At 40.1% G+C, this 15,920-nt stretch carries 21 protein-coding genes; all 21 read left to right on the top strand.

The window, feature by feature from the left end; all coding sequences use genetic code 11:
• Positions 1-159: 159 nt before the first annotated feature.
• The 21 genes from AB3329_RS03430 (at position 160) to AB3329_RS03330 (ending at position 15,920) form a co-directional block, all read left to right on the top strand.
• Positions 160-978 carry an ABC transporter substrate-binding protein gene (locus AB3329_RS03430; RefSeq protein WP_368394346.1) on the top strand — a complete coding sequence of 273 codons (819 nt, stop codon included), beginning with the start codon at positions 160-162 and terminating at the stop codon, positions 976-978.
• Positions 979-1,174: 196 nt separating this feature from the next.
• Positions 1,175-2,296: an aminotransferase gene (locus AB3329_RS03425; RefSeq protein ID WP_368394345.1), complete on the top strand. Its 1,122-nt coding sequence runs from the start codon at positions 1,175-1,177 to the stop codon at positions 2,294-2,296.
• A gap of 96 nt (positions 2,297-2,392) precedes the next feature.
• Positions 2,393-3,205, top strand: coding sequence for a transporter substrate-binding domain-containing protein (locus AB3329_RS03420; RefSeq protein WP_368394344.1), 813 nt, complete (start codon positions 2,393-2,395; stop codon positions 3,203-3,205).
• A gap of 169 nt (positions 3,206-3,374) precedes the next feature.
• On the top strand, positions 3,375-3,572 hold the full coding sequence (locus AB3329_RS03415; protein ID WP_368394343.1) for a hypothetical protein: 198 nt from the start codon (positions 3,375-3,377) through the stop codon (positions 3,570-3,572).
• A 36-nt stretch (positions 3,573-3,608) separates the two neighbouring features.
• Entirely contained in the window at positions 3,609-3,920 is a 312-nt protein-coding gene (locus tag AB3329_RS03410; RefSeq protein WP_368394342.1) for a hypothetical protein, read from the top strand.
• A gap of 199 nt (positions 3,921-4,119) precedes the next feature.
• Positions 4,120-4,287 carry a hypothetical protein gene (locus AB3329_RS03405; RefSeq protein WP_368394341.1) on the top strand — a complete coding sequence of 56 codons (168 nt, stop codon included), beginning with the start codon at positions 4,120-4,122 and terminating at the stop codon, positions 4,285-4,287.
• Between the two features lie 4 nt (positions 4,288-4,291).
• Positions 4,292-5,296 (top strand): replication initiator protein A, encoded by a 1,005-nt coding sequence (locus AB3329_RS03400; protein ID WP_368394381.1) that lies wholly within the window; start codon positions 4,292-4,294, stop codon positions 5,294-5,296.
• A gap of 298 nt (positions 5,297-5,594) precedes the next feature.
• Complete coding sequence (locus AB3329_RS03395) at positions 5,595-5,780, top strand: hypothetical protein (protein WP_368394340.1); 186 nt, start codon at positions 5,595-5,597, stop codon at positions 5,778-5,780.
• Between the two features lie 21 nt (positions 5,781-5,801).
• A complete protein-coding gene (locus tag AB3329_RS03390) occupies positions 5,802-5,930 on the top strand; it encodes a hypothetical protein (RefSeq protein WP_368394339.1) in 129 nt (42 codons plus the stop codon).
• A gap of 4 nt (positions 5,931-5,934) precedes the next feature.
• On the top strand, positions 5,935-6,213 hold the full coding sequence (locus AB3329_RS03385) for a hypothetical protein (protein WP_368394338.1): 279 nt from the start codon (positions 5,935-5,937) through the stop codon (positions 6,211-6,213).
• Positions 6,214-6,517: 304 nt separating this feature from the next.
• Positions 6,518-6,847, top strand: a complete 330-nt coding sequence (locus tag AB3329_RS03380) for a hypothetical protein (RefSeq protein WP_368394337.1) — start codon at positions 6,518-6,520, stop codon at positions 6,845-6,847.
• Positions 6,844-7,707 carry an LPXTG cell wall anchor domain-containing protein gene (locus AB3329_RS03375; protein ID WP_368394336.1) on the top strand — a complete coding sequence of 288 codons (864 nt, stop codon included), beginning with the start codon at positions 6,844-6,846 and terminating at the stop codon, positions 7,705-7,707. Before AB3329_RS03380 ends, AB3329_RS03375 begins: the two co-directional genes overlap by 4 nt.
• Positions 7,708-7,735: 28 nt before the next feature.
• Positions 7,736-7,996 (top strand): hypothetical protein, encoded by a 261-nt coding sequence (locus AB3329_RS03370; RefSeq protein WP_368394335.1) that lies wholly within the window; start codon positions 7,736-7,738, stop codon positions 7,994-7,996.
• A 60-nt stretch (positions 7,997-8,056) separates the two neighbouring features.
• A complete protein-coding gene (locus tag AB3329_RS03365; RefSeq protein WP_368394334.1) occupies positions 8,057-8,575 on the top strand; it encodes a hypothetical protein in 519 nt (172 codons plus the stop codon).
• A gap of 86 nt (positions 8,576-8,661) precedes the next feature.
• Positions 8,662-8,886 carry a hypothetical protein gene (locus AB3329_RS03360; protein ID WP_368394333.1) on the top strand — a complete coding sequence of 75 codons (225 nt, stop codon included), beginning with the start codon at positions 8,662-8,664 and terminating at the stop codon, positions 8,884-8,886.
• A gap of 24 nt (positions 8,887-8,910) precedes the next feature.
• Positions 8,911-9,657, top strand: coding sequence for a hypothetical protein (locus AB3329_RS03355; protein WP_368394332.1), 747 nt, complete (start codon positions 8,911-8,913; stop codon positions 9,655-9,657).
• Positions 9,658-9,669: 12 nt separating this feature from the next.
• Positions 9,670-9,912 (top strand): hypothetical protein, encoded by a 243-nt coding sequence (locus tag AB3329_RS03350; protein WP_368394331.1) that lies wholly within the window; start codon positions 9,670-9,672, stop codon positions 9,910-9,912.
• A 21-nt stretch (positions 9,913-9,933) separates the two neighbouring features.
• Positions 9,934-10,287, top strand: coding sequence for a PrgI family protein (locus AB3329_RS03345; RefSeq protein ID WP_368394330.1), 354 nt, complete (start codon positions 9,934-9,936; stop codon positions 10,285-10,287).
• Positions 10,241-12,595, top strand: coding sequence for a VirB4-like conjugal transfer ATPase, CD1110 family (locus AB3329_RS03340; RefSeq protein WP_368394329.1), 2,355 nt, complete (start codon positions 10,241-10,243; stop codon positions 12,593-12,595). The genes AB3329_RS03345 and AB3329_RS03340 overlap by 47 nt, the downstream gene beginning before the upstream one ends.
• Positions 12,596-12,625: 30 nt before the next feature.
• On the top strand, positions 12,626-15,256 hold the full coding sequence (locus AB3329_RS03335; RefSeq protein ID WP_368394328.1) for a phage tail tip lysozyme: 2,631 nt from the start codon (positions 12,626-12,628) through the stop codon (positions 15,254-15,256).
• A 22-nt stretch (positions 15,257-15,278) separates the two neighbouring features.
• Positions 15,279-15,920, top strand: coding sequence for a hypothetical protein (locus AB3329_RS03330; protein ID WP_368394327.1), 642 nt, complete (start codon positions 15,279-15,281; stop codon positions 15,918-15,920).

Raw genomic sequence — 15,920 nt, 5'->3', positions numbered from 1 at the left:
TGAAGCAACCGAGAATAAAACAAGAGCAGCCGCTGACCGGCGGTCCGGCTGCAGCCCTGTTTTATTCCCGGTTTTTTTGAATTTTTATAATTTCCCCATTGACAATTGTATAATTATAAAATATAATGGAAACATATTAAAGACGAAAAGAGAATTCAAATGAAAATAAAGACTGTTTTTCGCGGCTTAATTTTTGCAACAGCAGCCCTCTTTTTAACAGCCTGTGGATCAGGCGGGCAGGAAGATACTTCAGTAAAGGATATTCAGGATAAGGGGACACTGGTTGTCGCCATGAATCCTGAATTTGCACCTTTTGAGTTTAAGACACTGGTTGACGGGAAAGATACGATTGTCGGAGCTGATGTTGAGATAGCTCAGGCCATTGGAGAAGAGCTCGGTGTTAAAGTGAAATTCTCATCAATGTCCTTTAACAATGTTCTGGCCAGTCTCCAGTCTGGCAAAGCGGATATTGCTATTTCGGGAATTTCAGCTACAGAAGAGCGGCGAAAAGTTTACGATTTTTCTGAAACCTATTATGAATCCGTCAATGTGGTTATTGTCAGAAAGACAGATTTAGATAAGTATAAAGATACAGACGCTTTTTCCGGTCTTTCTGTTGGGACACAAAAAGGTTCCATTCAGGAATCAGTGGCCCAAGAGCAGCTGGACGGTGCTAATATAGTTTCACTGACACAAAATGGTGAGATGATCAATGAACTGAAAAATTCTCAAGTAGACGGTGTTGTTCTTGAAAAACCAATTGCAGAGGGCTATGTCGCTAAAAATGATGATCTGGCTATTGCTGATATCAGTCTGAAATCAGGCGATTCAGATGCCTATGCTGTTGCTATGCCTAAAGGCAGCACTGCTTTGAAAGAAAAAGTGGATAAGGTCATCAAAAACCTAAAAGAGTCAGGGAAAATCGATCAGTTTGTTCAGGAAGCCTATGACTTATCTGTTTCTGAAAAAGAACAGTGATTTTGAAACAGGCTGAACTCAGTGCAATGACTAAAAAGAAGAGACTGGAACAAAGATTCCAGCCTCTTCATTGCTGTTTAGCTTTGTTTTATTCGATTATGCCTGACGGCAGTTAAAAGTATTATCAGAAGAAAGGCAGAATTTGATATTTTCGTCAGGCAGGCTTTAGCTTATTTATATTCATACAGGAGAAAAGATGGAACTAGCTCGTTTTGGTGTGGAGGAATGGCTCAATAGTCATGAAAGAGAAGCACAATACGATATTGCCGGTGTTTCTATAGGGTCACTCAGCTTGGAGGAACTGTTTCAGCTGACAGCGACAGATTCGGCGGCTTTTTTTCAGGATTTAGCAATTAAACCGCAAGACTACGGGTGGATTGAGGGTTCACCGGCTTTTAAAAAGTCAGCGGCCCAGTTATATCGCCATTTAAAGGCAGATAATATTTTACAGACAAATGGAGCAACTGGTGCCAATTGGCTTGTCTTGTATGCTTTGATTGAACCGGGGGATCATGTGATTTCCCTTTATCCCACTTATCAGCAGCTTTATGATATTCCAAGCTCACTGGGGGCAGAAGTCGAGTTCTGGCCGATTAAAGAAGAACTGGGCTGGCTGCCTAGTCTAGATGATTTACGCCAAATGATTAGGCCAAATACGAAAATGATCTGCCTTAATAATGCTAACAATCCGACAGGAGCTGTCATGGATGCAGATTATCTAAGAGAGCTGGCCGCTCTTGCCCGCTCTTGCGGCGCTTACATCCTTGCGGATGAAGTTTACCATTCATTTGGAGAAGAAGAACCGCCGGCGGTGGCTGATCTGTATGACAAAGGCATATCGGTTAACAGTCTGTCCAAAACTTACTCATTGCCGGGGATTCGTGTTGGCTGGATAGCGGCGAAAAAGCAGTTGATCGAGCGTCTGAAAAATTATCGGGATTATACCATGATTTCTGCTGGTGTTTTTTCCGATATGGTAGCTGTTTTAGCTTTGGAAAACCAGCAGCAGCTGTTAGAGCGCAATAAAAAAATTGTTCAGACCAACTTACAGATCCTTAAAGATTGGGTAAAACATGAAAAAAGAGCCAGTTTTATCCCTCCCGACTGGGTATCTACTGCTTTTGTAAAACTGGAAACCAAGCTGCCTACAGAAGAGTTTTGCCTGCAGCTGTTGAGAAAGTACGGTGTATTAGTAGTGCCGGGCAGCCGTTTTGATTTGGAAGGACACGTTCGTATCGGCTACTGCTGTTCGGCTGAAACACTGAAAGAGGGGCTTAAGCGCCTGTCACTTTGTTTATCAGAAAACGAGCAGTCTTGACACAGATAAAGATAATCAGTTATGATTATAAAATGTTTTTTGTCTATCTAAGTCAGGTCTTAGATTTTTAGTTACAATTTGGAGAAAGAAGAAAAGATGAAAGTAAAAAAAATGATTTTAGCAGCCGCCGCTTTAGTTACTGGTCTGTTTTTAACAGCCTGCGGATCGTCTTCCAGTCAAAGCCTTCAGGAAAGGATACAGGAAAAGGGGAAATTGGTTGTAGCAATCAGTCCTGATTATGCTCCCTTTGAATTTAAAGCTTTAGTCGATGGTAAGGATACAATAGTAGGGGCTGATGTCCAGCTGGCACAGGCCATTGCAGATGAACTTGGCGTTGAACTGGAACTGTCTTCAATGAGTTTTGATAATGTCCTTTCCAGTCTGCAAAATGGTAAAGCAGATTTAGCAATTTCCGGTCTTTCCTACACAAAGGAGCGGGCTAAAGTTTATGATTTTTCGGATCCTTACTATGAGACAGAAAATGCTGTTTTAATTAAGGCTTCTGATTTCGATACCTATACTGATGCAGACAGTCTGGCTGGTAAAAAAGTGGCTGTCCAAAAAGGCACAATTGAAGAAAATTTGGCTAAAGATCAGCTGTCTGATTCAAATATTGTGGCTTTGACAGCAATGGGAGAAGCAGTAAATGAATTGAAATCAGATCAGGTACAGGCAATTGATTTGGAAAAACCGGTTGCAGAAGGTTATCTGGCACAAAATTCGGATTTGACTTTAGCCGCTTTTGCTCTTGAAACAGATGAGGGAGACGCCAAAGCTGTTGCAATGCCAAAAGATAGCGGGGATCTGCTTAAAACGGTAAATAAGGTGATTAAACGATTAAAAGAAGAGGATAAATATCAAGACTTTATCGCAGACGCTGCCCAGCTGACAGGTTCGCAAGTCGAATAATAGTACTTACAGCAGCTGAAAAAACTGAAGTAAAATTTTTTCGGGCCTGATTAGAAGTAAGTGTCTAGAGTTTTGGGAAATGAAAAATAAATAGAAAAAAACAAGGAGGAACGGAGAAATCTGTTTCTCCTTTTTCTGTTTCTAAGTTAAAACGAAAGGACACAAACTAATGGCTGATGAATTAGAACTCGTGATGGGTATTGAGACTTTAGAAATTTTTGAAGTCAAATCTTCTGATGAAAACAGTAAGGATGATTTAGAATCACCAGAAGAACAAGTATTAAATTCAAAATCCTATCACACTAATGTTGTTCAGTTGACGTTATTTGATGCTGTTAACCTAGCTAATTTTGAAGATTCCTCTTAGTAAGGAATTAAGGAAAAATAGGAGGACACACTAGTAATGAATTTTTTTGATCTATTTGCTGGTATTGGTGGTTTTCGAATGGGACTAGAAAAAGTGAGTTTATCAAAATTTAGGTGGGAAATGCCTGACACATCACCAAGCACGAGTACTGGTTATATTCATAGAAATACAAAAGTACATTTATTTAATATTGAAACAGGAAAGAGTGCTTGTAGTAAATACTGGCAACGACCACTCTTCTATGATGAAGTTGAATACACTGGAAATGATGACTGTTATTGTAAGAAATGTCTTAAAAAGTGCAAAAACTGGAAGGGGTGGAAGGATGAGCCCATTGATTGTTTTTAATATTAGTTTTGCTATGGTCTTTTATGCCATGTTTGTTATTCGGTATTATCGCAGAGAACACTCAGGACTCGTTTTAATTCTCTTTATAATGAATGCCGCAGGAGCACTTTACCCGATTTTTAAACACTTTGGATTATTCTAAAAGACCAAAAATAAGGTTTAGTATTGAAATACTAAGATATAAAAGAAAGGATAAGATATGACACCGATTGCTAAGTTAACTCGAAATATGATTGTCGTTGACCTCATGAAACAAACAGGTTGGCCAAGAGAAAGGGTCGTCAAGGCACTGGAGTTGATGGAGGCCAAAAAGACGATTTGTTTTGCCGAAAACGGCAACTTGAGCTTAAGAGTTTTTGAGGGGTGAGATGATGGTTGGTTTAGAACAATTTTCAGCTATTACACTGGAACAAATGCAAACATCGGAACGGTATTTTCCGATGGCGTGGGTTCTGTGGGAAGATGCTCATTATCGTGATCTTCGTTCAGACTGCAAGGTATTGTATAGCATGATGAAAAATCGTTTAGAACTATCGGCTAAAAATGGTTGGGTAGATGAATTAGGTCGTGTTTATATTGAGTTTTCAAATGCAGAAATCCAACGATATTTTAACTGCTCCAAACCGACTGCTATCAAAATTAAGAATGAACTGTCGAACTATGGTCTAATTTATGAACTCAGTCAGTATTCGAATGCTGATGGGCAATTAGCCAATCGCATTTACATTGGCAATGTCATGACCTATGATGCTGAAAAGTACAAACAAGAACGCTTGGAGCGTCAAGAAAAAGCTTTCCAAAAACGAATCGAAAAACGCCAAAACAGACCCCGTAAAAATAATTTACGGGGGGTGTCAAAAGATTTAACGGAGGCAGTTAACAATTTTGACCCGAATTATAAAGACTCTAGTAAAACTGATTCTAGTAAAGAGAGTCATAGTTCTAGAAAGGCTGAGAAAAATTCTGACGAATTTTCTCAACCTGCTAGAGCTGATCATCACTCTTCTCAAAATCAATCGGTTAAGTACGTTCCACCCAAATATTATTCGTTGCTAAATGTCATTGCGGATCGCTATAATGCAAAATTTACCCAGTATGATCTCTTTACAGGAGAATTCCAGAATTATAGCTTAACGCATCAACAAAAAATGCTTATCGGACAATATTTAGCTGAGGGCTATGTTACCAGTCAAGAAATGATTGACTTGATAGAAAACCACATCCCTGTCGATTGTGACAGTCCATTAGCTTATCTCTTGAGATCCCTAGAAAATTTAAAACGAGAACGACTGTATGAGGAAAAAGAAATCGCACATCGCAATGCCAAAAATTATTATGCGATGCACCAACAGGAGGTGGTAGCTGATGAACGTTAATGATGACACTAAGCTAGATACTGCGATTGAAGAACAGTCCCCCTCACAATATCGAAGTAAAATTATGGTACTTCTACTTCAGTTGAGTTGCTATTTGATTAATTTGGCATTGTTCCTAGGGTATCACGTCCTAATCATTTCTATGCTGATGGCGTTATTTCAGCAACATTGGCAAGCCAATTCGCTTCCGTTTTGGCAGTTAGTGAGAGAGCACATGTTTGAACAAAATGTTATCTACCTAGGAATTATCCTAATGCTGCTTAACTTAACGCTACTTGAGAACTAAAAGGGGAGAAGCATGTTACACGATGAGTTTAAACAAATATCACACAAAGCTTTAATCGTTGGTCGTAGCCCAAAAGAGGAGTTTATTGTAATTCCAAAGTCTTTATTTGAAGATAACAATCTTAGCCATCGGGAACTGATGAAACGTGTTGAGGAGCTGGCGAAAAAGCAATTGGAAAATAAGAGAGGACACAGGTGATTGATGGGAAAGGAGAAAGCAATGCTTAGTGTTGTATTTGTTATTGCTAGCTTTACAGCTCTTGTTGGCATTACCTTAGTAGCTGTTGAAAGTCATCATGCACCCCTCATGGCAGATGATGAAATGACTGTCATCGTAAAGGGGGACTGATAATATGACACCGTTTAATCAAAAGGCACTTGTGATTTTAAAAGGCACCGCTGTTTTAGCTCAACAACAAAAACTGGATGAGTTGATTATAGTAGCTTCTACGGAGGATGATAGCACGATTCAAGTGATGACTGGAACACCATTCAGCACCCTTGCTAAGCTAATAGCGATGGTGACAACTTCAACTGAGCAATTGGGAAATTTATTAAAAGCAGATACTGAAAGCTTAGAGCTATTGAAAAAAGAAAGTGAAAAGCTCCAGCAATCACTAGCTAAGTTATAATCTAAGATCAAAACACATGGATGTTTGACCTAGGCAGGTCACTAAACTACCTCTGTCCTTTGACAATAAAATACAAGGCTTGTCCCAATGCAGCGTGGCTATGGATAAAAGAAAAATGGGGGCGAGTAACTAGCTAGAAAATGATATCTAGCCCAGCCACAGTAACGTAAAAGCATGACAGATTTGTCATAAGCTGAAGGAGTACGGGTTCCTAGACTATAAACCCAGCGTATAAAATACCGAGATAGGTTTACGAACCTATCCAGCACGGCGTAGATCGCCTTTCAACTTCAAGGAGAAACCTATGATAGATGAAACACAAACAGTCCACCTAAGGGACTTAAAAATTTTAGGAAAACAAGGTGGTGCGACGGCTCGTTTAGAAGATGGGACAGAACTCATCCTGAAACCAGACTATGCGGTGAAGCAAGCTAGAGGTTATGTAGACGGCTTCCTAAAGGATGTTGAATTTCATTTAAGCTACAAAAGCATTTATCACCAAATTCGTACCATCAAAAAAGCTAGCCACCTAGTGGCTAGAAAAGTGAGAAGCCCATCAGGTTTCGAGCTACGTTTAACAGGAAAAGGCTATAAGCCAACTAGAAAATTATCAAAAAAGGAAAATCCAACATGAAAAAGAAACAACTTTTAGCGACTTTAACACTCTCTGTCCTGACTCTTGCTCAAGTTGGTTGGGTCAGTGCTGATGAAACAAGCATAGCACCTATCGAATCAACCTCGCCTGCAATGCTAGCACCCTCTGGTTCAACCTCGTCAGAACCTATAACAGAAGCACCTGTTTATGATGTTCCTTCAACAACGGAACCAATAACATCAAGCGAACCCACTCAATCTGTTGAAAATTCAACACAAGTAGAAGAAACAGCGGAGACATCTCAGACTTCGCAAAATGAATCGGAATCAATTGCTCCTCCTAGCACTGTGGAGCCAAGTAATCCTAATATACTGCCATCAACCTCAATAACAGAAAATTCAATCGATACGACTTCTAGTTCTGATGAATCTTCTTCAGCCGATCAGGGACAAATTACTGGAGAGACAGAAACACTTCCAACTGTTAATGATGAAACTACAACAGTGACGCCTGATAGCAGCACATCAACGAATAATTCGGATGTTTCTGCCCAAACAGCATTCCAAGAAGGAGTTAGTCAAGTTGGGACGACCTCTACTATAACAGGACAAATCGTCCAAAATGTTACTTCTGATGCACCTATTCAAACTCAGACTGGTTTTACTGTTGTCAGCACTCATAATGGCCAAGTCGTTTTAAGTGATGGGGAGGCAGTGACACCTGAAACTATAGGAGCGGTCATAAACTCAGATAAAACCCTTTCTGTTACTAAGACAGATGGCACTAAAACTACTCTACCGCACACAGGAGAAGCAGATAACTTTGTGGCTGTTTTAAGTGGACTGCTTTTGTTAGGGCTCAATCTTATTGGAATTGGACTTTATTACAAAAAACAATAATAATTTAAAAATAAAAAAGGAGACTATTATGACTATTTCTAACAAATTCACAAAAACTTTATTAGGATTGACATTAGCAGGAGCTATTGGAATTTCTGCAGGAAACACCATTAGCCAAACTATATTACATCAAGATACGACTGTCCATGCAGCTTCTTATCGCACATGGGAGTATCGGACGATTCGACAAGGAGTTGGTTATCTCCGACAACGCCGTTCGGTAATCAAAGGCTATTACCAAAATGTTGGCTGGGTTTACTCATCTGTCGGACCATGGCAAACCTACTAAATCTAGTTTTCTCTTCCGCTTTATGATATAATAAAGCAACTAAAAAGGGAGGGGAATGAAATGGGAAAGGACAATAAGATGAATGCACATGTGACAAAAAATGGCTATAAATATTACACGCCACGTCAAACAGCTTCAAAGGCTCCACAAGCTCCTAAAGAGAATAATTGGAAGAAAGGATTGAAAGGATTGAAGTGGCTCGGAAAAGCTCTTCTGGCTGGCCTGAAGAACCTACCAGGGCTTATCATGAAAGCGGCGGTCCTTATGGTGACAACCCCACTCATGATTTTGCTTTTTATCTTTAATCTTCTCAAGAGTCTATTAGTGACAGCCATTGGATGGGTTTTCTTTAAGTTTCTTGTGGTTGTGGCTTATGCTGCTTTTTGGACTTTCTATGCTTGGGTTACAAACAATTCATCCTCTGAATTTTCATTTGTAGATAGTCAAATGAATTGGCTAATGACTAACTTTTTCTTTCCTCATGGCGTGCCGATTCATTACTGGTGGGAAACAACTATTATTGTTGTCCTAGCAGTCATTACCGCCCTTTCTCTAACCTTCCATCCAAACGAAGAATAATCTTCTTTATCATCTATCCTATGAGACACTAAGAACGCTTCTTGGTGTCTTTTTTTGACTTTAAAAATAGAAAGTGAGACAAATACATGCAACCAGTTGTAAATTTTATCAATCAAATCGGAACTATTGGAGGCCTTGTTGGTCTTGGTTGGGCAGCCTGGGGCGCCTGGGACTTGGCAATCGGCATTCGACGAGAATTGGACGACAAGAAAGATAAGGGAATTCAAAGTATCGTTGTAGGGGCTATTTTAGGAACGGTGCTGAAAGCCCTCTTTTCAGCTCTCGCTGCAGGACTCTCAAGCATGGGTTAAGAGAAGGAGGAGGAGGTGGTGGTCGTGAACCAATCCACACTAGACCAATTAACCATGAGTCTTAAAGACTATAACCCGACAGCCTACCAGCTCATGGAAAACGTTTCGAGTTCAATGGAGACCGTTGCCATTTTATTACTGTTGCTTTTTATGGGGATTAACCTCATGAACTGGAACCAACAACTAAAAAGTAACGGTGGGGAGTTAACCCTGCAGCTCTGGATTGAGGAAATCCTCAAATATACCATTGCCCTTTTTCTCATCCTCTATGTGGATGAGATTTTTGATAGCCTCTCTTGGCTCTTTAATGTCATTATTAAAATGGTTGCCAAAAGTGGCATGGATCCCTTTAGCTCAAAAGCACCTAACTACAAGGGTTTGAACTGGATTTTGAAAGGTATATTCCAAGGTATTTACGTTACTGTTGACTTCATCGGTCAAATTTCAACGAAGTTGCTGATTTTATTGCGTTCCTTTACGTTATACACGTATAAAGGCATTGCTAAAATCATTGTAGCTTGTTACCTGATGGACAGTCTGCGCCCCATCTGTTTTGGCGTTTTCAAACTGTATATTGCGGCAGTTCTCCAAGGACTGATTCTGGTTATCATTATTATTCTCTATCCAGCCATTGTTACAGATGACCTCTTAACCGTTGCTAGTACAGGGGCCTGGACTAGTGCTCTTATGGCGATCGCTAAAGGGATTATTTACATTATGATGCTCTTTGGCAGTCAACGGATGGCTAAAAGTATTATGCAAGTAAATTAAAAGGAGAATAACATGGCCAAGAAAGATAACCTTGATTTGGAAAATATGTCAGGAAAAGAAATGCTTCGAGATGTTTTAGGAAGCTATAACTTTAAGTACGGAGTTTTCTGTATTGATGTAGGTATCTTTACCTATTTGGATTTGCTAATTGCAGTTGTTTTATTAATGACTAATCATCACGTTTTAGGTTCTTTGGTGTTTCTTTTTCATGTTCTGCTACTGGTGATTGGCTTTCTCTGCGGAGAGAAAAAATAGAAGATAAATGGAAGGAGTCCTATGACACGTTTAGGCAGTGAATTTTTAAAAGCTCTTGATAGCTATGAACGCCCATTCTTAGGCTATATGACCTTAAGGCAGTGGCTATTGCTTTTTGGTATTGGATTGGCAGTTATTATCACGTCAATCTTTTTTTGGCTTAAAACACCCACTATGATTCGCTATGGCGTTGGTGCTCTGGTACTAGCGCCTTTTGTGATTTTTGGGTGTCACATTGATGAAAAAATAAAGGATGAGATGCGCTTTTTGTTAACCAAACAAGAACGTGCGTATCAGACTGACTACGATAGAAAGGAATACACTAGAAATGACTTTATTCAGTCGAAAGACAACCCCGAAACTCTCCAAAGCTGAGAGGGAACGTGCGAGACGTCTCAGACGTACCATGACAGCGTCTACACAAAATACGCTCAATTATCAATATTTAACCCCAGATGGTCTCATGACCGTCACCGATGATACCTACTCAAAAACGTATCATTTGGGAGATACCAGTTACATTACAGCGACAGATGATGAACGCATCGATGTCATTGAAACCAATGCGGATATTTTTAACTCCTTAGACATTGACAATGATATGCAACTGCTTATCATTAATCGACGGGTTGAGAGTGATAGCTTAAAAGCGATTCGGTATGATCTCGCTCAAGATGGCTATGACAATATTCGCAACGAATACAATGCTATGATTAAAGATCGCTTTTCTCAGGATCAAAATACCTTCAAGGTGGAGAAATACCTAACCATCACTGCACAGGCCGACCAACCCAACCAAGCAAGGCGTATCCTAGACGATACGGCTAATGTCATTGAAAGCCAGTACAGCAGTTTGGGGATTTCCTTTAAGGAAATGGATGGCTTAGACAGACTGCGAGTTTTTCGTAAATTGCTACGAAAAGAAGCCTTCCTCGATTTTAGTTATGAAGATATCGCCGTGGCTGATCTATCAACTAGGGACTTTATTGCGCCATCTTACCTAAAGTTTGAGAAAGACCATCTTCGGATTGATGATTATTACGCTAGAATTCTTTATGTGAAACAGTACCCAACTTTCTTAAATGACAAGCTAATTAAGAATATTTTGGATACTGGGATTGAATTAGCTATTAGCTTACATGCAAAACCCTACGATACGGCTGCAGCCATTAAAAAAATTAAAACAGTTCAATCAAGTGTCCGTAGAGAAATGATTAAAAGCCAAAAGGCAGCGGCTAAAGATGGGATTGCTGCCAACTTAGTCGTAGGAGGGAAAGCCACTGAAACTTCAAGAGAAACCGAGAAGTGGACGGAAGAACTTCATGATAATGACCAGAAGATGTTTTTAGGGGTTATGACCATCTACCTACTAGCAGATAGCCTAGAAGAACTCAATAACTATACCGAACAGGTGCAACGCTCAGTTCGTAAGAATACTATTGAGCTAGACAAATGTTACCTTTATCAAGAAGAGGCCCTCAATACGATTTTACCAATCGGGGTGCCTTTTATTAATGTCAAACGTCGCTTTATGCGGGACATGACAACGAGCAACTTAGCTACCCAAGTGCCTTTTACGAATGTTGATTTGCGTTCTAACAGCCCACGGGCGATTTATTATGGCCAAAATCAGCTCTCTAAGAATGCCATTACAGTTGACCGTAAAAGAGATCTGAATACAGGTTCAGGTGTTATTTTTGGTATTCCTGGTTCTGGAAAGTCAGTTCTAGCTAAGGCAGGAGAAATTATTCCAACGCTCCTGCGTTATACAGAGGATCAAATCATCATTGTTGATGCTGAAGATGAGTATACAGGCATCGGACGGGCCTTTGGTGCAGAAATTATTACCATTGCGCCAGGATCTCCTCATCACTTCAACCTCCTTGATTTACCTGATAAAGATAAACTTCAGGCTGAAGATAATGATCCTATTGGACAAAAGTCAAACCTCTTGTCTACACTCTTTGAAAATATCTTCTCTGAGGTGTCTGATGATGAATTTGCTATGATTGACCGAGTGACCAGAAAAACCTATGAAGCTTATCACAAGCCTACCTTTAAGGATTGGCAGGAGATGTTAGAGCAACAACCTGAAGAGGTAGCGCAAATGTTAGCCCTAAAAGCAGAACCTTATACCAGAGGGTCTAACGACATTTTTGCCCACCCAACCAATGTCAATATGGATAACCGCTTTATTATCTTTAACCTCAAGCAGTTAAGTGGGAAACTCAAGCCTTTTGCGCTTCTTGTTATCCAAGACTATATTTGGAATCAAGTGGTCAATCACCAAGGAAAACTAACCACTTGGCTTTATTTCGATGAGTTGCAACTTTACTTTAAAAATAAACTGCAGGCAACCTTCTTTACGGAACTTTACTCTCGTATTCGTAAGTATGGTGCTATTTCAACAGGAATTACCCAAAATCCTGAAACCGTCTTGTCAACAGAAGAAGGACGTAAACTTGTTGCTAACTGTGAATTCATGGTTCTCCTAAAGTTAAAGCGTACCGATTTAGAAGCGCTGTCGCAAGTAACCTCACTGACACCTTCCTTAGAACGTTTTGTCTTACGACCTAAAGCGAAAGGAACGGGCTTGATAGTGGCTGGAGATACCATTGTTCCTTTTGAAAATCCTATTGCGAGAGATACGAAGCTTTACCAACTTGTCGCAACCGATGGCTAACCCAAAGATAAAGAAAGTGAGGTGTAGTTGATGTATGAGACAGATTCCAAACAAGCCAGACAAGAACGTAAACAACGGATAAAAGAAGGCATCACGTCCAATAGAAGTAAGGTGCCTAAGGAAGCTCGCTTGGAGTCTAAAATGGCTTACAAAGCAGCTAAGAAAGACTATCGTCTAGCTCAAAAAGACTATGCCTTGCATCAAAAACCTAAACCTACAGCTAAGGCCCTTTTCTTTAAGCAACAACAAGATAAGGCAAGACTCGATAAACAAGTCGCAAAGACCATTTATAAGCGAGCTAAAAAAGATGATGATACTTATATTCCCAATCGCTTGAAGCGACGCACCAAACAAGGCGCTAGGATGAAAGTTCGGCAGAATGTTGAGCAAACGGTACGGGATAATGACATCTTAGGGGATTTGGTCAAATCTAGACAAGATATTCGCCAATTTCACTATCAAAAGAACGCTTCTAAACATGCGCTTAAAGCAGGTGGAAAGCTAGCCAAGTACACTATCAAACATAGCTATGGTCAGTTGAACCGTACTTATAACTTTATCCGTGGACGTGGCTATACTAGAACCCCAGAAGAATTTTCTTGGGAAGGTAAACTCACGAGAAAAGTTCGCCAAGTAAGACAACGTGTCGCACAAACTAAAGCAGGGAGAGCCGCTAAAGGAATGGGAACAGCCTTAAAAGTGGGTTCAAAACCGATCCGCTCTATTTTGGCTAATCCATTAACGGTTAAGTCCTATTTCCTGATGTTTCTGATTTTTGGTTTCCTAGCCCTCTTTATGGGGGTTCTAGGAGGTAGTGGTCCAGTCCAACAAGATGAGTTTGATTTAAACCAATCTTGGCTACAGATGAGTAAACGAGATCGAGAGAAATCTAATGACAAAGTAGATTATTGGACCAACATAGATGATATCCTCTTTTTCATGAACTACCGCTATGGTAGTGAATGGAACCCAGATAGTAATTGGAATGAGGGAACAGGTGGAGAGTTAGCTGGAAACCTAGGTTTTAATCACTTTTCGGATGCTCTAAACGATTTATGGAACCATCTAAATGATGGCCCAAGCAATCTCAAAACCATGGCAGACCTCTACGGGTCTTCTTCAACACTAAAGTGGGCTAAACTTGATAAAGATGAACAAGAAAAGTATAAGGAGTTACTCGACTTAGTTAAGGAAACTGGACGTTACCCTGCTTATCAAGAACTAGATAATCCCTTTTATACGGAAGAAGAGGAAGGTTATAGCGATGCTTTAGTTATTTTGAAGCGTTTTGGTTATACCTCAACTACAGATGTCTATGAAAAAACACAATTGAAGGCAACAACAGGTCAGACCTTAAGAGCTCCTTTATCTGGGAAGATAAGTATCAAAGACGATATCGTAGCTATTCAAACAGATGAGGCTATTTTCACTTTTGAAAAAGTTGGTAGTATCCGTGTTACAGATAGCACAGAGATCACATCTGGCGATGAAATCGGAAAAGTAACGACAAACGGTTATCAGACCATTCAATATCAGAAGTTGGAAGAAAAAGCAACGAAAGATAAAGAGGCCAAGTGGACAGCACTCAACCCAGGCTTTTACTTTCAGTCTGTGACTTACAACCAAACGACCTCAGTGTTAACAACACTTGATGGGGATTTAGCGACAAAAGCTAGAAGTATTCGAGATTACTTAAAATCAAAAATTCCTAATCTTACTGACAATGGGTTAGCTGCTATGTTAGGGAACTTTGCGACGGAAAGTAGTATTACGGCCAAACGAGCTGAAAGTGATTATTTGTCCCCACCTATTGGTGCAAGTGAATCGTCTTGGGACGATGAAGCTTGGCTGAATATGGGCTATAGTGAAGGTGCTAGTGTAGGAAACTTAGTTGTTCACCGAGGATTAGGTCTAGGCATGTGGACGGATACTTCAGATGGAGCTAATCGATCAACGCTACTTCGTCAATATGCGACTAGTCAAGGAAAGAAATGGTATGATCTGGAATTACAACTAGACTTTATGTTAAATGGTGATAATCCTTATTACACAACAATTGCTAAGGAAATCCTAACGAGCAGTGATGACGTGGACACACTCACCAAACGTTTTCTCAATAATTGGGAAGGCAATGCAGGAGATAAGCTGCTAGAACGTCAGAATAATGCAAAGCAAATGTTAAACTTCCTAAGTCAACAGGTGGCTGGTGGTGGAACGCTTGCTTCCTCCTGGGATTTTCCTGAGGAATATCGGGACAAAATCAAAAACATGCCAACATCTGCGAGTACGACGACACAAGCGGGGAGTGGTTATCCAGTAGGTCAATGCACTTGGTATGCCTATAACCGCCTAGTGGAATTGGGAGAAATTACGGATCTTTCAGGGACTTACGGTTATCTTGGTGATGGTCAGAACTGGGTGAGAAACCTTGCTGCTAAAGGATGGAAAACCAGTAGTTTCCCAAGTGTTGGTGCGGTTTGCTCAACCGCAGGTGGCTTTGACAATACTTATGCAGCTTATGGCCATGTCATGATTGTTGAGGCGGTCAATAGCGATGGCAGCTTTCTAGTATCAGAATACAACTATGCAGGCAATCAAAGTCAGATCCATTGGCGAGTTTGTCAACCAGCCATTTACTATACGTTTGCAACCCCAAATTAAAAAATGAAAGAAGGAAATATTGATGAAAATGCTTGACACTGAAAAACTGAAGTTTCTAAAGTTGGCAGGTCTAGGCTTAACTGTTCTTCTTGTCTTAGGCCTAGTCTTCTGGTTTAATTTTGGAACAACAAAAATTGACCAGACAACTAAAGAGACAAAAACGACGACTAAACAGACTACTAAAAAAGCAGAAGGAAGCGAGTTAACCGCAGATTACGTTGAAGCGTTTTTGACGGCTTATTTTACCAAAAAAGACCTAGGAGAAAACCGTAACCGCTATCTTCCTTTTATGACAGAAGGAGCTTACCAACAAGAGGTCAATAGTGAGGAGGAACCTGCCACACAAGCGTATAAGGGCTATGTGGTTGATACAAAGCTTAAGTCTGCCACTATTTACATTGATGAAGAAAATCATGTGGTTCTAGCTCAAGTTACCTATACCCAGACGCAACTTCAAAAAAAGAACGACTATACGAATGCTCAAACCGATGTGCTATCAAATAGCACGCTTCGTATTAGTTATATTAAACAGGATAAGAAGTATCTGGTGAATCAGATTGAATCCATTCTGATTGTTGACACCTTAACGGCTAGCCAAGAAGGTTCTATACCAACCCTTAACCAACCAACCACAGAACAATCTACTGAAGAAGGAGACAATTAA

The organism is Streptococcus huangxiaojuni (genome assembly GCF_040930515.1).
GTDB classification, from domain to species: domain Bacteria; phylum Bacillota; class Bacilli; order Lactobacillales; family Streptococcaceae; genus Streptococcus; species Streptococcus huangxiaojuni.
This window is presented reverse-complemented; position numbering and strand designations above follow the sequence as displayed.